Origin of the sequence: Pedobacter sp. P26, from assembly GCF_050632135.1 — a bacterium.
Taxonomy (GTDB): Bacteria; Bacteroidota; Bacteroidia; order Sphingobacteriales; family Sphingobacteriaceae; genus Pedobacter.
In genome coordinates this window covers 686,236-710,155 of the sequence record NZ_CP192574.1, presented here as the reverse complement: position 1 = coordinate 710,155, position 23,920 = coordinate 686,236, and the positions used below count along the sequence as shown (strand labels likewise).

At 37.9% G+C, this 23,920-nt stretch carries 20 protein-coding genes and 3 pseudogenes; 12 read left to right on the top strand and 11 right to left on the bottom strand.

Going from position 1 to position 23,920, the window contains the following annotated elements:
* Positions 1-231: 231 nt before the first annotated feature.
* Positions 232-657 carry a YybH family protein gene (locus ACQ86H_RS03455; protein WP_138818697.1) on the bottom strand — a complete coding sequence of 142 codons (426 nt, stop codon included), beginning with the start codon at positions 655-657 and terminating at the stop codon, positions 232-234.
* Positions 658-750: 93 nt separating this feature from the next.
* On the opposite strand from ACQ86H_RS03455, the gene ACQ86H_RS03450 reads away from it, so the two are divergent.
* The 5 genes and pseudogenes from ACQ86H_RS03450 to ACQ86H_RS03430 all read left to right on the top strand — a co-directional run bounded on the left by ACQ86H_RS03450 (position 751) and on the right by ACQ86H_RS03430 (position 6,769).
* Entirely contained in the window at positions 751-1,632 is an 882-nt protein-coding gene (locus tag ACQ86H_RS03450) for a carbohydrate kinase family protein (RefSeq protein ID WP_138818698.1), read from the top strand.
* A 323-nt stretch (positions 1,633-1,955) separates the two neighbouring features.
* Entirely contained in the window at positions 1,956-3,053 is a 1,098-nt protein-coding gene (locus ACQ86H_RS03445) for a vWA domain-containing protein (protein ID WP_138818699.1), read from the top strand.
* A 149-nt stretch (positions 3,054-3,202) separates the two neighbouring features.
* Positions 3,203-4,690: pseudogene (locus ACQ86H_RS03440) on the top strand (magnesium chelatase).
* A gap of 28 nt (positions 4,691-4,718) precedes the next feature.
* Positions 4,719-5,468, top strand: a complete 750-nt coding sequence (locus ACQ86H_RS03435; protein WP_138818701.1) for an AAA family ATPase — start codon at positions 4,719-4,721, stop codon at positions 5,466-5,468.
* Positions 5,469-5,528: 60 nt separating this feature from the next.
* Positions 5,529-6,769: pseudogene (locus ACQ86H_RS03430) on the top strand (metallophosphoesterase).
* Positions 6,770-6,853: 84 nt separating this feature from the next.
* Here the strand turns inward: ACQ86H_RS03430 and ACQ86H_RS03425 are convergent.
* The 3 genes from ACQ86H_RS03425 to ACQ86H_RS03415 all read right to left on the bottom strand — a co-directional run bounded on the left by ACQ86H_RS03425 (position 6,854) and on the right by ACQ86H_RS03415 (position 10,880).
* Positions 6,854-7,543: a response regulator transcription factor gene (locus tag ACQ86H_RS03425; protein WP_025143982.1), complete on the bottom strand. Its 690-nt coding sequence runs from the start codon at positions 7,541-7,543 to the stop codon at positions 6,854-6,856.
* 102 nt (positions 7,544-7,645) lie between these two features.
* Positions 7,646-9,319, bottom strand: a complete 1,674-nt coding sequence (locus tag ACQ86H_RS03420; RefSeq protein WP_138818703.1) for a sensor histidine kinase — start codon at positions 9,317-9,319, stop codon at positions 7,646-7,648.
* A gap of 76 nt (positions 9,320-9,395) precedes the next feature.
* Entirely contained in the window at positions 9,396-10,880 is a 1,485-nt protein-coding gene (locus tag ACQ86H_RS03415; protein ID WP_431293863.1) for an alpha/beta hydrolase family protein, read from the bottom strand.
* A 552-nt stretch (positions 10,881-11,432) separates the two neighbouring features.
* On the opposite strand from ACQ86H_RS03415, the gene ACQ86H_RS03410 reads away from it, so the two are divergent.
* Together ACQ86H_RS03410 and ACQ86H_RS03405 are read left to right on the top strand one after the other, a co-directional pair.
* Positions 11,433-12,995 carry a tetratricopeptide repeat protein gene (locus ACQ86H_RS03410; RefSeq protein ID WP_431293862.1) on the top strand — a complete coding sequence of 521 codons (1,563 nt, stop codon included), beginning with the start codon at positions 11,433-11,435 and terminating at the stop codon, positions 12,993-12,995.
* Positions 12,941-13,255 carry a tetratricopeptide repeat protein gene (locus ACQ86H_RS03405; RefSeq protein ID WP_431293861.1) on the top strand — a complete coding sequence of 105 codons (315 nt, stop codon included), beginning with the start codon at positions 12,941-12,943 and terminating at the stop codon, positions 13,253-13,255. The genes ACQ86H_RS03410 and ACQ86H_RS03405 overlap by 55 nt, the downstream gene beginning before the upstream one ends.
* 243 nt (positions 13,256-13,498) lie before the next feature.
* Here ACQ86H_RS03405 and ACQ86H_RS03400 read toward each other — a convergent pair whose 3' ends face one another.
* Together ACQ86H_RS03400 and ACQ86H_RS03395 are read right to left on the bottom strand one after the other, a co-directional pair.
* On the bottom strand, positions 13,499-14,158 hold the full coding sequence (locus ACQ86H_RS03400; protein WP_138818706.1) for a hypothetical protein: 660 nt from the start codon (positions 14,156-14,158) through the stop codon (positions 13,499-13,501).
* A 29-nt stretch (positions 14,159-14,187) separates the two neighbouring features.
* Positions 14,188-14,751 (bottom strand): GNAT family N-acetyltransferase, encoded by a 564-nt coding sequence (locus tag ACQ86H_RS03395; protein ID WP_138818707.1) that lies wholly within the window; start codon positions 14,749-14,751, stop codon positions 14,188-14,190.
* Between the two features lie 386 nt (positions 14,752-15,137).
* Here ACQ86H_RS03395 and ACQ86H_RS03390 point away from each other — a divergent pair, with 386 nt between their 5' ends.
* Positions 15,138-15,449 carry a DUF4286 family protein gene (locus ACQ86H_RS03390; RefSeq protein WP_138818708.1) on the top strand — a complete coding sequence of 104 codons (312 nt, stop codon included), beginning with the start codon at positions 15,138-15,140 and terminating at the stop codon, positions 15,447-15,449.
* A 42-nt stretch (positions 15,450-15,491) separates the two neighbouring features.
* On the opposite strand, the gene ACQ86H_RS03385 is transcribed toward ACQ86H_RS03390, so the two are convergent.
* The 3 genes and pseudogenes from ACQ86H_RS03385 to dtd form a co-directional block, all read right to left on the bottom strand.
* The gene (locus tag ACQ86H_RS03385; RefSeq protein ID WP_138818709.1) at positions 15,492-15,821 is read right to left on the bottom strand and encodes a nucleotide pyrophosphohydrolase; all 330 of its coding nucleotides are present in this window, start codon (positions 15,819-15,821) and stop codon (positions 15,492-15,494) included.
* A 948-nt stretch (positions 15,822-16,769) separates the two neighbouring features.
* Positions 16,770-17,123 (bottom strand): annotated as a pseudogene (locus ACQ86H_RS03380) (glycosyltransferase family 39 protein); the annotation flags it as partial.
* A 319-nt stretch (positions 17,124-17,442) separates the two neighbouring features.
* On the bottom strand, positions 17,443-17,895 hold the full coding sequence (dtd, locus tag ACQ86H_RS03375) for a D-aminoacyl-tRNA deacylase (RefSeq protein WP_431293860.1): 453 nt from the start codon (positions 17,893-17,895) through the stop codon (positions 17,443-17,445).
* A 30-nt stretch (positions 17,896-17,925) separates the two neighbouring features.
* Between dtd and ACQ86H_RS03370 the strand changes: the two genes are divergently transcribed.
* The 3 genes from ACQ86H_RS03370 to ACQ86H_RS03360 are packed head-to-tail and all read left to right on the top strand — an operon-like array spanning position 17,926 to position 21,366.
* Positions 17,926-18,951, top strand: coding sequence for a hypothetical protein (locus ACQ86H_RS03370; RefSeq protein ID WP_246862655.1), 1,026 nt, complete (start codon positions 17,926-17,928; stop codon positions 18,949-18,951).
* Complete coding sequence (locus tag ACQ86H_RS03365) at positions 18,917-20,836, top strand: hypothetical protein (protein WP_431293859.1); 1,920 nt, start codon at positions 18,917-18,919, stop codon at positions 20,834-20,836. The genes ACQ86H_RS03370 and ACQ86H_RS03365 overlap by 35 nt, the downstream gene beginning before the upstream one ends.
* Before the next feature lie 50 nt (positions 20,837-20,886).
* Complete coding sequence (locus ACQ86H_RS03360; protein WP_431293858.1) at positions 20,887-21,366, top strand: hypothetical protein; 480 nt, start codon at positions 20,887-20,889, stop codon at positions 21,364-21,366.
* Positions 21,367-21,511: 145 nt separating this feature from the next.
* On the opposite strand, the gene ACQ86H_RS03355 is transcribed toward ACQ86H_RS03360, so the two are convergent.
* Positions 21,512-22,558 carry a 3-oxoacyl-ACP synthase III family protein gene (locus tag ACQ86H_RS03355; RefSeq protein ID WP_138818714.1) on the bottom strand — a complete coding sequence of 349 codons (1,047 nt, stop codon included), beginning with the start codon at positions 22,556-22,558 and terminating at the stop codon, positions 21,512-21,514.
* Between the two features lie 173 nt (positions 22,559-22,731).
* On the opposite strand from ACQ86H_RS03355, the gene ACQ86H_RS03350 reads away from it, so the two are divergent.
* Entirely contained in the window at positions 22,732-23,013 is a 282-nt protein-coding gene (locus tag ACQ86H_RS03350) for an ATP-dependent Clp protease adaptor ClpS (RefSeq protein WP_025143968.1), read from the top strand.
* A 178-nt stretch (positions 23,014-23,191) separates the two neighbouring features.
* On the opposite strand, the gene ACQ86H_RS03345 is transcribed toward ACQ86H_RS03350, so the two are convergent.
* Complete coding sequence (locus ACQ86H_RS03345; RefSeq protein ID WP_431293857.1) at positions 23,192-23,791, bottom strand: thioredoxin family protein; 600 nt, start codon at positions 23,789-23,791, stop codon at positions 23,192-23,194.
* Positions 23,792-23,920 lie beyond the last annotated feature (129 nt).

Below are 23,920 nucleotides of genomic sequence, written 5' to 3'. Positions count from 1 at the left end.
GATTAATTAAATAAAGGAGCCTTTATTTTTATGACCACCTAAGCAACCTTAGTTCACCTGAGTCTTGCCATGTGCACAGTATAAATCTAATAGTATGCAGCAGGCACTAAACGTCACCCTCATTTTTCAGGTAAAGGCTCTGATTATTACTCCAATGATGACACGAGGGGAACTTCGTTACCGAGACAACTTTATCTCCCTCATCCATTTCCCATCCCACATCTTCCATTCCTAGCTGCTATGATCAACGATCACCTTCCATTCCCCCTTAATTTTTTTGATTAAAAGCGTAAAATACCCTTTTAACTCATCTTTTTCGCGTTTTACATTCCAGCTGCCTAATACAAATGCCAGATCGGGTTTCAAAAATTCGACCTTTTTTATTCCAAACACCAAAAAGCCCATAGCAGATTTATCCGGGTAGCCTTTTTTATAATTATCCAACGTTTTTTGCCATCCGTAGGTTGGTCCGGTTTTACCCACAAAAAGTAAACTATCCGATTTTTCATATCCCTGCATAAAAGCTTCAACATCACCTTTGTTCCAGTCGGTACGTTGCTTCTCCAGCAAATTAAGTATGACCTGTTTATCTTTCTCATTTTGAGCAAAAGCGCTGAAGGAAGCTAAAAACAATGCAATTACAAGTATTTTTTTCATGGTTAATTGAGTTGAGGTAAAAATTAAAGATATGAAACAAATTATTTTGTTCAATGCGTAAAAATTCTTTATTTACGTATCTATAAATCTTCTATGCAAAATAAAGTAATCACGATTGGCGAAATACTCTGGGATGTTTTTCCAGAAGGCAAAAAAGCTGGCGGCTCGAGCATGAACGTTGCGCTTAATTTACACAAACAAGGGATAGAGAGCCGCTTTATTAGTGCCATAGGCAATGATGAAAACGGCAAAGAGCTATTCAATTTTCTAGCCAGCAATCATTTTGCAACAGATTTGATCCAAGTTAACGATGAATTACCAACCAGTACAGTTGTAGTACAACTGGATGAAAATCATCAGGCTACTTATACCATTAAACAACCCGTAGCATGGGATGAGATCAAAATCACCGAGGAAAACACATCAGCTGTAAAACAAGCAGATGCATTAGTATATTGTAGTTTAACCTGCAGGGATGAAAAATCTAAAAAAACCATTCTGGCACTTTTAGAAAATGCCAAAACTAAAATATTCGACATCAATCTCCGCGCTCCTTTTTATTCAAAGGAATTAATTAGAGAGCTTTTGACAAAAGCAGATATCCTTAAAATAAACGAAGATGAAATTCTTTGGGTAAAAGAATCATTTGGTTTAACGGGCAATACTGATGAACAGTTACTAAAACAGCTTTCGAGTCAGTTCAATATAGAAATCATTTGCCTGACATTAGGTGATAAGGGTGCCTGTGTTTTAAAAGAAGGCAAATTATTTAAACATACCGGTTACAAAGTTCAGGTTGCGGATACCGTTGGTGCGGGTGATGCTTTTTTAGCCACATTTATTGCCTGCTACCTGCAAGGTTACCCCATGGAAACCACTTTGGATAATGCCTGTAAGGTAGGTGCTTTTGTAGCCTCACAACCGGGTGCAAATCCTGATTATAATAAAAAGATTTACCATATAGCGCTGGGTTAAGCTTTTATAAGACCTTATAGGTTTTTGAAACCTATAAGGTCTGTTAGATTTATTTTTTAAACGGTGGGTTTTACGTTAGGGATTGTAAGGGTTCAGTGCCGGTTCTTCAGCGGTACCGAAGCGAAGCGTAGCCCTGAAAAGCCAGACCCTTGCGCAGCTTGGGGAACGCCCTAATCAGTTGGCTGTTTTCAGTTTTCAGTTTCCAATTTAACCATGCTTTGGTCTTTCCGTTTTTACGTTTCTTCTTCCCTCCAAATATGACACCGCGCTTAAATTTATGCAAAACGAAACTTTTATCTTCGATAAATCGTTAATACAAGCACATGAGAGGTTTTCGTTTTTCTGATTATAAGCCGGGCGATGCGCCAAAGGGTGGGTTTGATGAGTTGCTGAAATTATTTAGCGAACTGCTGAATTATACAGCCGGAGACGCGGCAGAAGCTTTAAGCTGGCTGAACGAGCTCGATAAACAATATAAATTAACCAATAATGATTATGGTATCGGTAATTTTATCGACGACCTGAAGGATAAGGGTTACCTTACTGAAGACAATCAATCGGGAGAGTTTAAGATTACGGCCAAAACGGAACAGACCATCCGCAAATCTGCACTGGATGAAATTTTCGGGAAACTGAAAAAATCTGGACGTGGTAACCACAACAGTAACCAATCGGGTATTGGCGAAGAGAAAAATGCCGACAGACGGGAATATAACTTCGGCGACAGTTTAGATCAGATCGACATGACTGCTTCTATCCAAAATGCACAGATTAATCACGGAATTGGCGATTTCACTTTAACAGACCGCGATCTGGAAGTAGAGGAAAAGGATTTTAAAACCTTAACATCTACGGTATTGATGATCGACATTTCGCATTCGATGATATTATATGGCGAAGACCGCATTACCCCGGCCAAAAAAGTTGCCATGGCACTTGCTGAACTTATTAAAACGAAGTATCCTAAAGATACTTTAGATATTGTTGTTTTTGGAAATGATGCCTGGCCCATCAGCGTGAAAGATTTGCCTTATTTACAGGTTGGCCCTTACCACACCAATACCTATGCAGGTTTGGAACTTGCTGCCGATTTGCTCCGCCGCAGGAAAACCCATAATAAACAGATTTTCATGATTACAGATGGGAAACCAACCTGCTTAAAGGAAAATGGCAAATACTATAAAAACAGTATGGGTTTGGATAGAAAGGTGATTAACAAAACCTTAAATATGGCGGCCCAATGTAAACGTTTAAAAATCCCAATTACCACCTTTATGATTGCGAAGGATCCCTATTTACAGCAATTTGTCCGTCAATTTACAGAAATTAATGGCGGCAGGGCTTTTTACAGCTCTTTAAACGGCTTAGGTGAATACATTTTTGAAGATTACATTAAGAATAGACGTAAGACAGTTAAATAAGGTAGAGGGTAAAAAGGTGGAAGGTTTAGGACCAAAGCCAAAAAGATCTACTAAACAAATCTTAGAAATATTTAAAACAGGCAAGGATTTAGCGATTGATGTTGCATACTGAAACCCCAAGACTTAAACCTCAAACCCATTTAAAAAAGATGCAAAATACTACATTAGGAGAGTTAAAAACCACAGGATATAAATCAAGATCGGTAAAAGAAGAACTCAGAGAAAATCTGATTAAAGTGCTGCGCGATAAAAAAACCGAATTTGAGGGCATTATCGGCTACGATGAAACGGTTATTCCAGAATTACAGACCGCAATTTTATCACGTCACAATATTTTACTTTTAGGTTTACGCGGACAGGCAAAAACACGTATTGCCCGTTTAATGGTCAATTTATTGGATGAATATGTGCCTTATGTTGCCGGAAGCGAGATTTTTGATGATCCGTTAAATCCAATTTCGTGGTACGCCAAAAATGAAATTGCCACCAAAGGTGATGATACCGAAATTGCCTGGCTGCACCGCAGTGAAAGGTATACCGAAAAACTGGCCACACCAGATGTTACCGTTGCTGATTTAATTGGCGATGTTGACCCGATTAAGGCCGCTACTTTAAAGTTAACCTATAATGATGAACGTGTAATCCATTTTGGTTTAATTCCACGCGCGCACCGCAGCATTTTCGTCATTAACGAATTACCCGATTTACAGGCCCGTATCCAGGTCGCGCTGTTTAACATGTTGCAGGAAAAAGATATACAGATCCGTGGTTTCAAATTGCGTTTACCTTTAGATATCCAGTTTGTATTTACCGCAAACCCGGAAGATTACACCAACCGTGGAAGCATTGTTACGCCATTGAAAGATAGGATCGAAAGTCAGATCTTGACTCACTACCCAAAAAGCATTGAGATTTCGCGTAAAATTACTTTTCAGGAAGCTAAGCTTACAGCAGAACAAAAAGCCAATATTGAAGCTGATGGTTTGGTGAAAGACCTGGTTGAACAAATTGCTTTCGAGGCTCGCAAAAGTGAATATATTGACCAGAAATCGGGTGTATCAGCAAGATTAACCATTTCGGCATACGAGAATTTAATCAGCACTGCTGAACGCAGAATGTTAATTTCAGGTGAGAAAAATACTTTTGTACGTTTATCTGATCTTGCAGGAATTATCCCAGCGATAACGGGTAAAATAGAATTGGTTTACGAAGGCGAATTGGAAGGACCTGCGCATGTGAGCTACCACCTTAATTGGCAAGGCAGTTAAAACTTTGTTTGCACGCTATTTCCCTGACCCTGAAAAAGCAAAAAAACCAAAACAGCCAATCCTTACACCGAAGTAACCGAATGGTTTACCGAAGGCCATAATGTTGATGTTACGGATACCTTGAGCAATACACAATACAAAAAAGCATTGATGTTGGTACCAGGCTTGTATGATCTGGTAAAGAAATTCCATCCTAAACTGAGCGAAAACCAAACCTTGCTCTTAATGGAATTTGTATTACATGGTTTAGCCGAATATTCACAACTGAGCAAAAACTTTTTAAATGGTGGCTTCGGCTTTTCTGATATGTTTGGCAGCTTATTTAATGCCGAATTTGACGAGGAAGAGGATGAAGACGATTTCAGGTAAAAGCAAATGAATAAGGGATTAAATTAAAATGGAGTTTAACGGATATCTTTTATCGTTAAGATTGAATCAGGAGAATCTTCCTGATAGATATCCGTTTAACATTCCTTGCTTAAAATCATTTCAGGAACTGGCCTTTCATCCAAACGTTACTTTTTTCACTGGCGAAAATGGCGTCGGAAAATCAACATTGATTGAAGCAATTGCGGTAAGCTTAGGTTTCAATGCCGAGGGTGGAGGTAAAAATTTCAATTTTGCAAGTAAAGCAACACACTCAGAATTGCATCATTATTTAACCATTAGCAAAAGTTTCAGGAAACCAAAAGATGGTTTTTTCTTACGAGGTGAAAGTTTTTATAATGTAGCAAGTGAGATTGATAAACTTGATGAAGAACCATCTTTTGGGCCAAAACTTATAAAATCCTACGGAGGTGTCTCTTTGCACGAACAATCTCACGGTCAATCATTCTGGTCGCTGTTTATGAACCGCTTTGGCGGCAGTGGTGTTTATATTCTGGATGAGCCTGAATCTGCTTTATCAGCTACAAAACAAATCGCAATGCTATCAAAACTTGACAATTTGATTGATAAAAATGCACAGTTCATTATTACAACCCATTCCCCTATTTTGCTTGCTTATCCAAATGCAACGATTTACGAAATGGCCAATGGTAAAATAACGAAAGTAAAATATGAGGAATCAGAGATATACAGGGTTTATAAATCCTTTTTAGACCATCCTAAGCGAATTTTAGATAATTTATTTAGTTCAAATACTTAATTTTAGGCGGGTCAGAGAAACCTGCCTTATTTTTTAATTTAAATCGAATAACCCGAGTATATGGGAAGATTACCTTTCATCATTGCAGCCTGCATATTGATTACAGTCTTTGATATTTATTTTTTTAAAGCCATTGTTTCAGTTTTTAAGTGGAAACCCAGAACAAAAAAATCTTCGGTATTTTGTACTGGAGTTATAGCATTCTGTTAATTATTGGCATTTTCGCAGGAATTTACCTTAACCTTTTCCTTACGCTTAGAGCCATCATTCTAGTCGCTTTCTTTTTAACAGTAGCCTGTAAAATGGCGATGCTGCCATTTCTAATTCTGGATGATTTGCGAAGATTATTCATCAAACTTTTCAGAAAAAAACAAATCATAAAAGACCAGCCAATTAGCAAGGCAGAACCCATATCACGTTCAGAATTTTTAGTAAAAGCAGGCTTAGTTGCCGCTGCCGTTCCTTTAACCTCTTTAAGCTGGGGCATTATTTCTGGTGCTTATGATTACCAGGTTAGAAGAGTTAACTTAATTCTTCCTAATCTGCCAAAGGCATTTGACGGCATTACTATGGGGCAAATTTCTGACATTCATTCGGGCAGTTTCTATAACAAAACCGCAGTAAAAGGCGGTGTGGAAATGTTATTGGGAGAAAAGCCTGATTTTATCTTTTTTACCGGCGATTTAGTAAACAACCTCACCAACGAAGTAAGGGATTACCAGGATATATTTTCGAAAGTTAAAGCACCACTTGGTGTATATTCATCTTTAGGAAACCACGACTATGGTGACTATTATTTCGGCAAGGAGTCATCGCCCGCCAAAGTAAAAAATCTGAAAAATATGGTTGAGGTTCACAAAATAATGGGTTACGATTTATTGATGAATGAAAACCGCAGACTGAAGGTTGACGGAGAAGAAATCGGCATTTTAGGTATTGAAAACTGGGGAATGGGCCGCTTTCCAAAATATGGAAAAATGGAACTTGCAGTTCAAAATACAGACGATTTACCTGTCAAACTTTTATTAAGTCACGACCCATCGCATTGGCGTGGAGAAGTTTTACAGAAGTACCCGCAAATCGACGCCATGTTCAGCGGACACACACACGGCATGCAATTTGGTGTTCGTTTAAAAGAATATCAATGGAGCCCCGTGCAATACATTTACAAAGAATGGGCAGGTTTATATCAGGAACAAAAACAACAACTTTACGTTAACGTTGGCTACGGTTTCCTGGGTTATCCAGGTAGAGTTGGAGTTTTACCAGAGATAACGATATTTACCTTGAAAAGAGCATAGATAATTTTGAATGAGAGAATGATGGAATGAGAGAATAGGGCGATCCGCCTAAAACATTCTCTCATTCAAAACTCAATCATTTTCTTATCCCGCGTTAAAGCGATAACCAACCCCTCTGACCGTTTGTAGCAACTGTGGATTGTCAGGATTTAATTCTATCTTTTTACGCAAGCGCACAATATGCATATCTAGTGTTCTGGTGTTCACATCAGAGTTGTAGCCCCATACCACCAACATCAGTTCATCACGGTTGATTACTTTGCCCGGATTGCGCAGAAAATAAAGCAGGATACGGTTTTCCAATATCGTTAGTTCGATCTTCTTTCCGTCTCTGAACAGCGTGTGGATATTTGGGTGATGTTCCATATTGCCAAAACGGTGAATCTCTGCAGAATCCTTATTGACGATAAATTTCACCTTGCTTTCTAACATGGCTACCAAAACGTCCATATTAAATGGCTTGGTAATGTAATCAGATGCACCAAAGTTATAAGCATCAATTTTATCTACATCCTGGGCTTTTGCGGTCATCATAATCACCAGGTTTTCGAAACCTTGCTTGCGCACATTCTCACAAACCTCGGCACCTTGTTTACCAGGCATCATCCAGTCCAACAAAACAATGTCCGGCTGATCGGCCAAAATCATTCTTTCTCCAGCTTCGCCATCATTTGCTTCAAGCACCGTATAACCCTCAGCTTTTAAACGGTGGGCTACCAGAAAGCGAAGATTTTCATCATCTTCTACGATTAATATTTTTACTTCTTTAGACATTTATGTGTGTTTTAATGCGGTTGTAAGGTTGAAAAGTTTTAATGTTTTAAGGTCAAGTTTACATTCCAACCTTTCAAGGTTTAATATTTCAACTATTAAAATTTAACTATTGTATGGCAGCACGATTTTAAATTCCGTACCGCTCCCTACTTTACTTTTTACAGAGATTTCCCCCTCCATAAAGTTAACCAGTTCTTTGCAGAATGCCAAACCCAGGCCTACGCTACCCATTTGGTTATATTCATTCTGAATCCTGAAAAACTTCTTAAATATATTGTTTAATTCTGACGATGCGATGCCTATCCCTTTATCGGCAAACCTGAAAACCAGTACCCCTTTAATCAGCTTTGCACTGATGTGTAATTTTTTCTGTTCTGGTTTTGAATATTTATAGGCATTCTCTGCCAGGTTATCGAACAAACTCCCTAGTAACACCGGGTCGGTGATAAAGGTTTTAAAGCCTACTACTTCATAAGTAATCTTAAAATCGGGATGTTTTAAAGTATGCGACTCGATCGTACTTTCAATAAAATCCACAACATTAACTTCTTCCTGATTTAATTTAATTGCCTTATTTTCAATTTGCGTAAAGGCCAGTAATTTATTCATTAAACCATTCAGTTTGTCGGCTTCTTCATCCAGTATCTTACCATAGAGCTGCTGCTCTTTTTGACTTAATGCAGTAGCACTTTTAATATTGTTTCCTGCAATCTTGATTACGCTAACGGGCGTTTTAAACTCATGTGTAAGGTTATTCACGAAATCGTACTGCAGCTTAAACATTTTACTATTGATGTTCAGATTACGGTAAATCAAAAAAGCAACCAATAAAAGTACCCCATACACCAGCAATAACACCAAGGCAATTGGCATGAAGTAAATAAAAATTTCTTTCTTGATATAAGATTTTGATGAAATGAGGTATAGCTTGAAATCAGAAAATGCACCCGGCAGCGCTATTTCGGTATTAATATTTTCTTCTGAGGTATCAATCGGATCATAAGTTAGCGGTTCAATCCTGATCGTTTGGTATAACAATGGCCTGGTATTGATGATTTTGATTTTATGTGCGTCAAGATTAAAAACAAGTACATCCTGTTGATAAACAGGTGCCGGATTTAACTTCCGCCTGATCATATCTTTATAAACTCTTAAATCTTCCCTTCGGGGAATATTTAAATAAGTGATTTTATTTTCGTTAGAATTAACAATAGAAAAGTTGGTAAACAATTCTTCTTGTGAGGGTACTGATGCGGTATCAAGATCTTCAACAAAAGTGGCAAGTTTAATTGCGATTGCATTAAAATCACTTCCTACATTAAAAGATCTCGTATCATCTTCTGAATACAACTTCACCGAATCGGGCTTTACCCCTTTCCCAAACTGGAAAATAGATTTTGGACCAATACCAAGGTGGTTTGCATTGATCCCATCTTTAACAGGAACATTCTTCACCTCTGTATCGTAAAAAGTAACCTTAGAGATAAAGGGATATTTTAACATCACGGTATCTACAAACTTTGCTGCAGTAGAAGAATCCAAATAGCCATTGTAATAAGAAATCTCAGGCATTTTGTTCTGAAAAAAATCATTGTAAGGCTTAATACTCTGTTCCAGCACATTTACCTTTTCGGAAACAAAATCATTCTCTATCGATTTTTTGCTATAGTTGAACGCTAGGAAAAGCGATAGGATAAAAAGAATGGAAATGAGTACAATGAAGGTTACACCTAAAGAGAAATTTTTACGGTAACTGCTTTTTTTATCTAAGGCCATACCTATTTCTTACCTAGATTTTCTTTTAAAAACTCTTCCAGGGCTTTATACAGAGCCGTTCTGCTCTGTTGGCGTACTACCGGATCCGGACCTTCTTCTTTTTCGATATAAGTAACCTGGACATTCCTTTTTTAAGTTCTTTGATAAACTGTACACCTTCTGCTACGTTAACACTTGGGTCTTTTGGGTTTTGGGCAATAAAAACAGGAGACTTAAACCGGTCTGCATGAAACACAGGCGAAGCAAAACGCATATAATCGGTCTCGGTTACCGGATTACCTACAATTTCATAATACATCTTTAATTTGGCCTTTAAAAATGGAGGAAAAGTTTTCAGGTAACTAAACAGGTTAATCACACCCGAATTTGATCCGCCGCATTTATAAAGATCGGGATTTTTATACAAACAATTTAAAGCAATATAGCCCCCAAAACCATTACCGTAAATGGCAATTTTTTTAGGATTGGCAATCTTTTCTGCAATAAGCCATTTTACACCATCATTTACATCTTCCTGTATTTTATCGCTCCACTGTTTAAAACCCGCAGCATAAAATGATTTTCCATAACCGGTAGAGCCACGATAATTTACCTGCAATATGGCATAACCACGGTTGGCTAAAAATTGCACTTCAGCATTGTATCCCCAACTATTTCTCGATTTAGGACCATTATGTGGTAGCACAACAACAGGTAAGTTAACCGCCTTTTTATTTTTAGGCAGCGTTAAATAACCATTAATGGTTAAACCATCGCGACTTTTGAAACTGATCGGCTTCATGGCATTCATATCTTCCGGTTTAATGGAAGGACTCACATCGGTAAGTTTTTTAAGCCTTTTGTCAACAGCCGTATACAGATAATAAGATCCTGGATTTTTATCAGTAAAAGTACGTATCACAAACACTTTGTCCGTTTTATCCCTATCCATAATTACCCATTCGGTACCGGGCAAAAGTTTATCAATCCTCGAGTACGCAATCTTTGTACTGTCATCAAGGTAAAACTTCTCCCTTTTCCAGGTTTCGCAGGTTGCAAAAAGCATTTTTTTCCGGAAACGGGAGTAGGTTGCATCTACTACGTTTAAGGTATCGTTTGCAAAAAGAACCTGTTTTTCTTTACCGTTTTTTAAATCAAGCGCTACAAGTGCATTTTTATCACGGTTAACACTTGAGATCGCATAAAGTACATTGGGTTGGTCTTCCGAAAATGCAATTGGCTGAAAAGTAGTTTCAAAATTATTGGTAATTACCGGCGTAAAAGCCTGATTTTCCTTTTCGCGGTACATCAAGGTTTCGTTCACTCCATCGCTGGCAACTGCAATTTTAAGAACACCTTTACTATCTGTCATCCATTTAGTAATATTACCAGGATTTTTTGCAGCAATATCCATTTTCCCGTTGCGCACGTTTAAGCGATACACATCAAAAACGGTCGAATCGCGTTTATTGGAAGCTACAATGATATATTTATCATCAATCAGCTGATCTTCTATCACCCTCAACCTGTTTTTTTCATTGGCACTTAGCTGCACCTGTTTGCTTCCGTCTTTATTGATCACAAAAATATCAGACCGGCGTTCTTTAGATCCATCCTCGGTATAATAAATCAGTTCATTGTTGCTGGTCCAGAAATGGAAACTGATATTCTTCCCATTCAGATGGGTTAACTGAATGCTATTTCCGGTGGCGAGATCTTCAGCAAAAAGATCAAGTTTTTTATCATGAAGTTTTAAATAAGATAAACTTTTCCCATCCGGAGAAATGCGATAGTAAGCTTTATCCTGCGTTTTAAAAAATCGTCTACAGGAATAGTATCATGGTTTGTGCCTTTACAAGCCCAAATCAATGTAACCATTAACAATAGAAAAATCCTTTTTAGCATAAATAAATTCTTTATGGGATGACAAAAATAAGCATCGCAACTACTTAACCCCAATTTACACCAACAATGTTACCTTATGCAGTCAATAATAAGTCGTGGTTCAATTTAGTATTTATAAAATATCTACAAAATAAAATGCAGGTAACATTTAAAATACGTTTAATATCAATTGGCGGTTTAGCCAAAGAAGTATTAAAATGTTACATTTAAAACTTATAATTTAGGGTTTATGAACCGCTTGTTTTTCATCATCTTCTTATTTCTATCGCTTGGGGTCAATGCGCAGATCTTTCGTCCCAATCAGCAGATTGCGCCTGATGAAAGTAGTCTGGCTATTCAATATTATCAGGATGGAGAGTATGAAAAAGCAGTAGTGCTGCTCGAAAAACTTTATGCTATCCCTAATAATGATGCTTATTTCGACATTTACTTTAATGCATTGTTAAAATTGAAACGTTATGATGTTGCAGAGAAAGTGGTTAAAAGGGAAATCAAAAAAAATTCACAGAATGATACTTATCCCATTGCATTGGGCAAACTTTACCAGGAAAAAGGCGATGTACAGGCGGCCAACAAAATTTTTAATGAGGTAATTGCAAAACTGCCAAAAGAAGAATTTAGGATCAGAAACCTGGCCAACAGCTTTTATCGTTTCGAAAATTATGATTTTGCGGTTCAAACTTTTAAACAAGGTCGAAAATTGCTGGGTAACGATCAGGCTTTCACTTTCGAACTGTTGAACATCTATCGTTTTAAAAAGGATAAACCCATGCTGATGCAGGAATACCTGGATGCGATGGCCACCATACCACAGCTTTTGCCACAGGCCGAAGCAGTATTATCATCTGTTTTTGAAGATAAAAATGACTACCAGACATTTCAGGCGGCTATTTTAAAGAAAATACAGAAAGAACCCGATGCCAGGATTTATATTCAGTTGCTTACCTGGAATTACATTCAGCAACAGGAATTTGACATGGCCCTGCGCCAGCTTATCGCTTACGATAAACGCACCAAAGCTGATGGGGCTACCCTGTTTAATGCCATTTATACCTTTGTTGATAATGGCGCTTACGAAACAGCGATTAAAGCATACGATTATCTACTAACCAAAGGAAAGGATAACCAGTATTATCTTCCTTCAAAAATAGAAATGCTGAACACCAGGTACAACCTACGTACCAGCGGAAAATATACAGTTGCAGACCTTGATCTGCTGGCGAAAGATTATCAGGCATTGTTAAGCGAAAACGGCAAGAACAGGAACACACTTTTTGCCATAAAAAAACTGGCAAACTTGCAGGCCTATTATTTAAATCAACCCGGTAGTGCAGAAAAAGAACTGGAAGAAGCGATAAAGATGCCCGGCATTAACGATCAGGACTTGGGTCAGCTAAAACTCGATTTAGGCGACATTTACATTTTAACCAACCAACCCTGGGAAGCTTTTTTAGTGTACGAGCAGGTGAGCAAACAGTTTGAAGGACAGCCCGTTGGAAATGAGGCACGCTTCAGGAGTGCTAAACTTTCCTTTTACCAAGGCAATTTCGAATACAGCAATGGTCAATGTTTGGTTTTAAAGGCCGCTACCTCACAACTGATCGCCAATGATGCATTAAATCTTAGTTTATTGATTAGCGATAATATCCAAACACCAGCTGATAGCAACGCCTTAAAAATGTATGCTGATGCAGAGATGCTTTTATTTAGAAACCTACCCGAAAAAGCGGTAAAAAAATGGATAGCATTGCAATTACTTATCCTCAGAACAGTTTGGCAGATGCCATCATGATGAGTAAAGCGCGTATTTTTATTAAAGCGAACGATTTTCAAAAAGCAGCAGATATCCTTAAAAAAGTAACAGAAGAATTTAAAGACGGGATCTGGACAGATGATGCCCTTTTTACATTAGGAGACCTTTATGAAAAGAAACTGAATGATATTGCACTGGCTAAAATTTATTTCCAGAAACTGATTACAGATTATCCAGGCAGCATGTTCAGCGCTGAAGCAAGAAAAAGATTCAGGAATTTAAGGGGAGACGGGGTTTAGTTGTTTTTTTTGGTCAATGGTTCATTAGCCATTGGTTCATTGGGAACTGCATCGTTGGTTAATTGGTTGACTGTATTGCCCTGGCAAAGTTCCAACAGCCAAACTACTTAAAATTTTTCAATCGTTCATTGATCAATAATTTGATTCGTAGCCAGATTGTAAAAATCTTAATTTTCTTAACTTCTTAATGGCCAATAAAAGATTGATTAACGCCAAACGCCTAGCCCCAAATGCCAAACTAGATTAAGTATACTTCATAAATTGGTACACTGCAGAGAGTATCAATCCTAAGGTACCTAAGATCAAAATCCTTTCGCCATGCGCCCTGTCTGAAGCGGCGTAACCAAAAACCCGTTCTCCGTTAGGCAATAGTTTTTTATGGGTGCGTAGATAAGCCCCAATAACAATGGCTATTAATCCGCCCACAACGGCTAGCATATAACCCGCTACAATCAGCACTTTCGGACTTTCTTCAGGTTTAGCCAACGCTGCTAACCTTTTTTCTTTAAATGTTTGGATCTGACTAAGGTTTACCTCTACACCGCGTTCTTTTAATATTTTTTTGGCTAGTAAAAAGTCTAAACTGCTCCACTCATCCTGTTTTTCAATAATTTCCTTTAGTTCATCATTATTGAAATCAAAAATATAGTAACCCGGATCGATATCTGCTAAATCTTTCTCTGCCAGTTGCAGCAGCAAAGTGTCGGCCCGTTCAAAATCGGCAGGCTTTAACTTTATTCTAAAGTCTTTATTGATTTCATTATTGGCAAACGAAACATCAAAGTTTTCAGAAACATCTTCCACCCCACACTCAATCCCATTTTCTCTAAATGTTTCTGCTATTCCTAAAGCTGCTGCTTTATCATTAAATCTTTGGAAGGTTACAAAATCAGTGGTCATCATTGTTTGAATAAAGCTTTAGGATGAAGATACTAATTAAAATCATCCCAATCCCAAACTACCACATTCCATTCTACACCGCTACTGTCGGTATAATTATGTATTACTTCGAAGCCGATACGATTATGTGCATTCATAGATCGCAGGTTAATACTCGCAATCTCAGTGATGGCGAAGGCATACCTACTTTTAAAATAATCTTTATAGGCATTGTAGCATTCATCAAATAAACCTTTGCCCCTATAATCGTTTCCTACACAAACCTGCCCAACTACAATATAATGATAATCAGACACAGGTTTTCCCCGGTATAAAATGTCATCGAAGCTTTCGTACATTTCAACCAGCCTTGGAATATCGTTTTTTGATTGCTTGGTCATTCCCAGCACGTAAGCTGCTACGGTATCTCCGTCCTTCGCAATAATATTAGGCTCGTATCGATGCATCTTTTCCAGGTCATCTAGCGAATGCGAAACCGTAACAAAGCCTTGTGCTTTAATTTGTTCGGGTGTTAAATCCTGTTTTAGGTTTTGCTTTTGAAGTTCAAGAATTCCTTCAAGTTCTTTTATAGTGGAAGATGTGGTAATGGTAATCATTTTGATATTGCAGCTAACTTATGCATCTAATGTAATAATAGTTAAGGTTAACAACAAAATGAAGCAAATCCAGGCTAAAATTAAAATTCTTGCCCCCCGTGCTGTCGATTAATTAAGTTATAAGAAAATACCTTTTCCAGGTACGCAATGTCTTTTTTCTCCATGATCCCCCCTACCGATTACAAAGCACAAAACACAATCAAAAATTGCGGTTAGGTCACCCATATAGATGTAATTGCTCATTGAGTTATCGATTTTTTGAGTGGTATTATTTCATATCATGCTATATGAATTATACCAAAAATTTAATTGAACAATAGCTTTAAAAGAATAAAAACAGTTATCCATGCATTTTTTCCCATTTATATATTATTTACCTTTGCAATATGCTTTTATATAATGTTACGCTCATCCTCGAAGATGCAGCAGCCGAAGAATGGTTACAATGGATGCAGGATGTTCACATCCCTGAAGTGATGGCAACAGGTCTGTTTGTTTCTAACCGCTTATTAAAGGTTGTAGATTCGCCAAATGAGGGCATAACTTATTGCACGCAGTATGTAGCAGAAACACTCGACCAATACAATAAATACCAGGAAGAATTTGCACCAGCTTTACAGGCTGAATTAAACGAAAGGTTTAAGAACCGTTTTGTTGCCTATAGAAGTTTGATGGAATTTATTCCCCCAACCCCCTAAAGGGGGCTTGACCCAAGCAAAATATAATTCCCCTTTAGGGGATTAGGGGTTAAGCTTCTCGTTATTCTTATGCCTGTCTGCATCACGGATACTCTTTTTCTCCAGGTTCTTTTCCAAGGCTTCTGTCAGATTGATACCGGTTTGATTGGCCAAGCAGATCAGCACAAACATTACATCGGCCATTTCATCGGCAAGGTTTACCTCTTCGTCGCTTTTTTTGAAAGACTGCTCGCCATATTTACGGGCCATAATCCGTGCAACCTCCCCAACTTCTTCCATTAAAATGGCCGTGTTGGTTAATTCATTAAAATAACGGATTCCTGTAGTTTTAATCCAACGGTCTACCGTTTCCTGTGCTTCGTTAATGGTCATTTTTTCTTCTTCTATTTCTGATTTTATGATACCGGTAACTTCTTTTTTTGCGCCTTCCAGTAAAAAAACTGCCGCACCTTTTTCTCTGGCATAAGGATTTTTCAATTCGCCAATTTTAGTAATTTTATCAAATAATGGTTGCTCTCTCTTCCTTTGAGGATCTTCATCACCAGACCATTCAATTAAAATTAAATCTTTTATTGGTTTATCCATTTTAAACCAATACAGGTAATCGGCATTGTACGATACTGCATTGATGTTTTTATATTTCGAATAATAGTTAATTGCGCCCGCCTGTCCGTAATTATCGGCACGTATCAATACGGTAGATTTATCTTTAACCTTATCGTAAGCAATATCAACAAGTGCTGCCAGTTCTTTCCAGCCTTGCATATCCGCATAATCCTGAGGCAACTCATGGTTCTTGCCATCTTCCCAGCGTAATGCGCCTACCCGCTCGAACCTTTTATGGTGGGCAATAATTTGTGCAGGACTATAAACCGGCATCAAAAGTGGCAAAAGGTAAATAAATGTGCCTATATTAAAAGCGAACAGCAAGCCCGATAGTATATATTTCTTCGCTAAAACCCGACTTAAATAAACCGCACCAAAAGCCAGTAAAACCGGATATAAACCTAAGGCATAATAATCTTTTGCTTTAAAATAGCTAAATACGATTAGGGTAATAATGTAGGTCAAAATAATCCAGCTGTATTTCCTGAAATCTTTATAAAAAATCAAACTGCCGATCCCCGCTAAAAGGATAAAAATTGAACTGATAAAAAAGAGAACCTGCCCGATGAAAAAATCGATCCGGTTTACATGCACCAATTGTGTTGCCCGCAAAAGTTTCATGTGTTTAAGCACTGGGAAATGATTGTCAATTTGCCAGATTACATTAGGCGAAATGATTAAAACGACCAGTAATATAGATAGATAAAGGTGTTTATCGGTGAATATTTTTCTATTTGGGGTAAGAATTATGGCTGGCAACAAACCAATGATCAGAAACAGAACATTGTATTTGTTTAAAAAGCCTAAAGCCACAAAAATGGCAAAAGCATATAGATATTTAGCCTCTTTTTGATCAAAATATCTCAGTAAATAATAAAATATGGCTGTCCAGGCTAAAACATCGAAGGAGTTGGGCTGATAAAGGGTATTTAGCCTCAGCAAAGAAGAACATATACAGGCTACGGCAACCAAACATTTGGCCAATAAGTTCCCTTTCAAAAAATCGACGATTTTCCAGCAATACAGTATGGTTATGGCTCCCAATAATGCAGGTATAATCCTTACCATAAAAATACCATTTCCAAAAGCTTTAATCAGCCACGAAAATAGCGAGGTTAAAGGTGGAACTGAAGTAAAACCTGCAGCCAGGTGATTGGCCTGGTCTAAATGGAGAAACTCGTCGCGTTGTAATTCATAAACCGAATTAACCAATACAAAAGATAAAATTAGTTTTAGCCCTAAAAAAAATACCAAAAAACCATATTCAGTTAAACGGTTCGGATTTTTATCTTTCATATAAGCTTAGGTTAAAAGTTTGGGATAAATTAATATTGTTTTCTGACCATTCAAGACTTAATAAGTTACGCCACTACTGTTCAAATTTTAATTATTCCTTATCTTTTGTATCAATTAGAATCGTAACAGGTCCATCGTTTAAAAGTGCTATTTTCATATCAGCCCCAAAAATTCCCGTTTTTACTTGTCTGCCCAATAAAGCAGACAGCTTTTCTATCATTTTCTCGTAAAGTGGAATCGCCACATCTGGTCGTGCCGCCCTCTTAAAACCCGGACGGTTTCCTTTTTTAGTAGATGCAAATAAAGTAAACTGGCTAATCAGCAAAATATCTCCACCTACATCAGCAAGTGCCTTATTCATCATTCCATTTTCATCGCCAAAAACACGCATCCCGATAATTTTCTGTGCCAACCAGTCCAGGTCCTCTACCTGATCAGCGTCTTCAATACCTAGTAACACCAGAAATCCGCCTTCAATAGTTCCTGTTACTTCACCATCAACAGTGCAACTCGCCTGTGTAACTCTTTGTAAAACTGCCCGCATTTTATACTACTTTTGCCCAATAAAATTATTATGCGCAAGATAAGTATTTTAGTGATTTTTGTATTTCTCTTCCTTGGTTGTAAGCAAAAATCAATCGTGCATCCTACTTTTTATTATTGGAAGACGGATTACCAGAATAAAAAAGAAGAAACCGCTTATCTGGATCAGTTTAAATCCAACTCTTTGTATGTGCGGATCATGGATGTAGATTTTAATCCCGATCTGCAACTGCCCGTACCTGTTTCGCCAATTAAATTCTCGGATTCAATCCCCAAACACACCAATATTATACCTGTAGTGTTTATTGTTAACCAGGTTTTTAACAAAATTGACACCATGCAGACTGTGGTGATGGCCGATCGCATTGCCAAATTTGTAGAGGCTAAAGTAAAACAGGCCGGAAAACAAAATTACCACGAACTTCAGATCGATTGCGATTGGACTAAAGGCACCAGGAACAGGTATTTTAAATTCCTCGAACAGTTAAAGGCAAGACCGCTTTTAAAGGGAAAAACCATTTCGGTAACCTTGCGCCTTCATCAGGTTAAAAACATTGTATCAAGTGGTGTACCGCCAGTAGAAAAGGCTATTTTAATGTGCTACAACATGGGCAACCTGCGTAAATATGGCGAGCAAAACTCCATATTGGACCAACACGAAATGGATCTTTACCTAAAAGATTATTTATCACAATATCCATTGCCGCTTGATGTAGCTCTGCCTATTTTCGAATGGGCGGTGGTATTCAGGAACGGGCAATATGCGGGTATTTCTAAACGGATCAGTAAAATTCAGATCGACGACAAAAAACTTTTTAAGCGAAAGGAAAATTCCATCCTTTACGATCTTTTGGTTGATTACCCTGCCGCTGGATTAAAAAAAGACGATATAGTAAGATGGGAGCAAATTTCTCCTGAAGATTTACTTGTTACCTCTAAATTTTTATCCCGATCTTTAGCCCCAAGAGAGCGGAATCTCGTTTTCTACCATTTAGACACCGACCTATTAAAACATTTTACCAATGAAAACCTTCAAAAAGTTATCGCTAATTTTTAGTGTATTTCTGATTACTTTTTTCGGCGAAATTGCCGTGAATCTTGCCTGTGGAGGTGAGATAGATCCCTACGATTATTACATTTCCTATTTCCATAACAATATAGAAGGAGATGAATATTCGCCATTTGCTTATAATCAAATGGTTTACCTCAACAGTGAAACCGATATTGAAAGTGAGCCTGACATTAACAGCCGCGAATGGGCGAAATACCTCAATGTTAAAAAGGAGGATGTGCTAAAAGTAATGTACAAAACCGATAGCGCTACCGGTGTAAAACTGGTTAATTTTGATGGCAACCTTTCGCAATTGCCAGACAGTTTACAGCAGAACAGCTTTATGCAGGCTTTAAGCAAACGTAAAGAATCTTTAAAATATTACCTGTTTGCTAAGAGCTGCGAACCCCTGGCCAATGTAGATTTTAGTCTTTGGGATCCAAAACCACGCGATACTACAGCAATGGGCTCAAAAGCTAAAGAAGCATTACAATTAACAGAAGCTGAAAAGAATGATTTTCTGAAATTACGTTATGCTTATCAGGCTGAGCGGATGTTCCACTTTGCCGGTTACCATGCCGAAAGTAAATCAACTTACGATAAATACATTAGAAACAGCAAGGTAAATAGTGCGGCCAAAGGCTGGGCATTGGCATTATATGCCGGATCTACCCGCAGGTTGGGAAATCCCGAAGAATCTGCCTTTTTATTTTCAAAAGTTTTTGCAAGCAATCCGGAACGGAGGGTGCAAGCTTATAAAAACTATTACTACAACAGCACTCCTGTTAACGGGGCCTTAAAATATGCTAAAACCAATAATGAAAAAGCGAATATCTGGGCAATAAATGGTTTCGGAAATTCCGATTCGGGTATGGAAAGTTTAAATAAAGTTTATCAGTATGAACCTAAAAGTCAGCTGAACGGAACATTACTGGTGCGCGAAGTAAATAAATTGGAACAAGACCTTATCGAAGCGAACGACATCGCCAAAATTGGTTACAATTATTACTTTTCTGATAACGGCAATCCTAAGTATAAGGACAGTTTAAAAACAGTTAATCTAAAACACCTGAATGAAATCAGGAATTTTGCCGTAAAACTGGCCACGGAGAAGAAATATCCACAGCCAGAATTGGGTACATTAACAGCTGCCTACTTATCGTGGATGGAGAATAAAGATTTCATGGCTTCAAATTACCTTGCGCTATTAAAACCTGATAAATTACCAGAAAGATTGCGCGACCAATATCGCATTACCGATTTATTAATTAAGGCTAAAAACATCAAAAAAGGCAATCCTTTTAACGAAAATGACCTATTGCCTACTTTAAAATGGCTGGACGAAAAACGTTTCGCAGAAAATAAAAATCAGTCAAACGGACAGTATTACGATAGCGATCAGGCTGAAAAGCGCTTTAGCAGAACCACCAGGAATTTCTACCAACAAATATTGGCACCAGCTTATTTGAACATGGGCGATACGGCAAAAGCAGCACTAGCAATGGTTAAAGGTGATCTAACATTTAAAACCATGAAAGAGAACTCTCTTTTCCAGAATATGAGCTACCAGAGTATCGCTTTTTGGCAGAAAAATTTAAGTCCGAAAAGTATGCAGGGTTTAGCCGTTTATAAGACAAAGGCATCAGGCAATGATGTTACCGGTTTATTGGCTTCGGCTTTAAATCAACTTAAAAACGATGATTTTTATGAGCTTTATGGCACTACTTATCTGCGTACGCATCAATATGATAAAGCTGTACAAATGTTTGCAAAAGTTTCAGCAGGCTACAAATATTTTAATCCAGATAATTGGTATGCAGATGAAGCCAATGCTAAATTATATGCCAATCCTTTTATTGAGACCATTAACGATTTCCCTAAAAATATGTAACAGCCAAAGCGTCTATTACCAAAAAGGCTTTTGCTGCAGAAATGCTCCGCTTGCAGAAGTTAACGGTGAGCGATAAAAAGAATGCTGCGCTTTATTATTACAAAATGGCCAATGCCGTTTATCAGACAGGTTATTTTGGCAACAGCTGGTTCCTGATCAGTTACGATTGGTCATCTTACGATAACAGCAACCCAGCGAAATATGTGTACGATGGGGATTACAAAAAAGCACAAACCGCAAAAGCATGGTATTTAAAAGCCAGGGCCTTAAGCACTGATGCCGATTTTAAGGCAAAATGTACTTTTATGCTGGCTAAATGTTTGCAAAAGCAGATTATTATGAATGCGAATCCATTATCGTTTTATTATTACGATAAAACCGATGTAAAATGGAAAAACTTTATCAAGGCCAATTATAATAACCCTTATCTCAAAGAATTAAGACTTAACTACAACAAAACGCCTTTTTACGCTATTGCAGCAGGAGAATGCAGTTATTTAGGAGATTTTATTAAGCCTAAAGCACAATAGATTGTTTTTATTATTAAGAAGTTAAGAAAATGTGATAAAACCTTAATGTTCTTAACTTCTTAGTGGTAAATAAAGTGTTTAGGTCATATCAAAGGCCATATTTCTCGACTTCGTTGCTCTTTGCTTGAAATGACGAACCTATGAGTTACCACCTAATCAGCGCACTAGCCCAGGTAAAGCCCGATCCGAATGCAGCGAGGCATACCAAATCTCCATCTTTAATTTTACCAGCTTCCCAGGCTTCGCATAAAGCAATAGGCACGGAAGCTGCCGTAGTATTGCCATATTTTTGGATATTATTAAAAACCTGATCATCGTTTAAACCCAATAACTGTTGCACGTATTGACTGATACGTAAGTTTGCCTGGTGTGGCACCAGCATATCAATATCTTTTTCAGTTAAATGATTAGCAGCCAAAGCCTCTTTAATTACCTCGGGAAATTTCACTACCGCTTTTTTGAAAACTGCCGGACCATCCATATAAGGTAACGCGGCACCACTTTCTAAAATTTCCTGCGTCATAAATAACCCACCCAATTCCTGCTCTGGGTAAGCAGGTTTATCTTTTAACCATTTATTGGCATGAGAACCTGGATAATACATGGCCAAAATTTCGGCATCGGCACCATCGCTATGTAAATGTGTACTTAAAATCCCTTTTCCCGGCTCATCTGTAGGCTGTAACACTACTGCACCAGCACCATCGCCAAAAATTACTGATACATTACGGCTCCGGGTTTCGAAATCCATCGCAAATGAGTGTTTCTCGCTTCCCACTACCAAAACATTTTTATACATGCCAGTTTTTACAAACTGATCGGCCACCGAAAGGGCATATACAAAGCCAGAACATTGATTTCGGATATCTAAAGCACCGATCTCACCCATGCCCATTTCGCGTTGCAACAATACGCCACAACCTGGGAAATAGTAATCTGGACTAAGGGTAGCAAAAACGATAAAATCGACATCTTTAGCGGTAATCCCAGCCCTTTCGATTGCAATTTTGGCGGCTTCAATGCCCATTGTAGTGGTGGTTTCCTCATTGCGATCGGCAAAACGGCGCTCTTTAATTCCCGTACGCTCCTGGATCCACGCATCATTGGTATCCATAAAACGGCTTAAATCATCGTTGGTATATACATTTTTAGGAACGTAGTAACCTATTCCCGCAATTTTAGACTGGTGCATGCTCGTGTTTTTTATAAATTTGGTTAACAAATGTATTAAAAGAGATGGAAGATATGTAAAATGTACGATGTAAGATGTTGTATAGACTTATGTTACTGCACCTCATCTATTTTACCTATTCCATCTTACATTAAAACTATTATATCTTACATAAAAATAGTTATTTTTGCACCATGTCTACAGAAACCAAAGAAGAGACCTTTACGCTCGAAGAAATTTTAACTTCCCTAAAAACCGTACACCGCCTTATTTTGTGGAATGATGATATCAATACCTTTGATCATGTGATTTACTGCATGATGAAATACCTGGATTATAACGAATCGCAGGCCGAAAAAATTGCATGGAAAGTGCATAATGAAGGTAAATGCCCTGTTTTAGAAGGATCATTTACAGAGATGGAAGTATACCGTAAAATTTTACAACAAGAAGGATTAACTGTTTCTGTTGATTAAAAGATTACTCCCGAGAATTATTCTCGCAATATTGTCATTTCGAGCGGAGTGCTACCTGTACCGATTTTACATCGGTAACGCAGTCGAGAACCACGGAGTGCTCAGCGAAGCTAAATCTATCTAGGCAGATCTCTCCATTTCACTGCGTTTCAGTCGAGATGAAGACTATTCCACAAAATTAACTCTCCAATCCTTTTAAAAGCTCATTTAACCCAGCCTGTGTGGTTTGCGTTTTATCTTTAGCGTACCAGCCATGAAGTTTTTCTGCTAAAACTGGCATTTCAGTACTTTCTTTTCTCCATTCTTTTAAAAGTTCCTGTAAAATTTGTGGTCTTGGCCCCCAGGTTGCTAAAACTTGATCTGCTGATTCATTCAATACAATTAAAACCGGGATAGCCCTTCCACCATTGGTTAAATGTGCATCGATTAAAGGCAGATTTTTATCTCTAAGCACAAATTTCAAATCTATTTTACCCAACGATGCAGTTGCGATTTTATTAAACACCGGAACAATTTGTGCAGCATCGCCACACCAGCCTTCGGTAATCACCAGAAATTTATAATTTTCTTGAAGATGTTCAATAGTTGATACCAACTCATCATTTAAGCTGATCGTTTTATCCACGCGACTCATCCTTTGCACATTCATTTTAGTATAGTGCAAATCGTAAGTGACGTCGCCAGTTGCCTTTCCCTCTAACAGAAGTTGATCAATCAGTGCACGGTAGGTTAAATAATCAAGACCTTGTTGTTCAAAAATTTCGCGATAATTTATCATGGTTTCCTTAAAATTACAGCGCAAAGGAAAGGAGAAATTAGCTGAAAATGATCATGATTTTGCAAGAAAACGCAAGCGTATGATTGCACAGATTTTGGGATTACAAAGATTTTAAATTGTCTTTCCGGC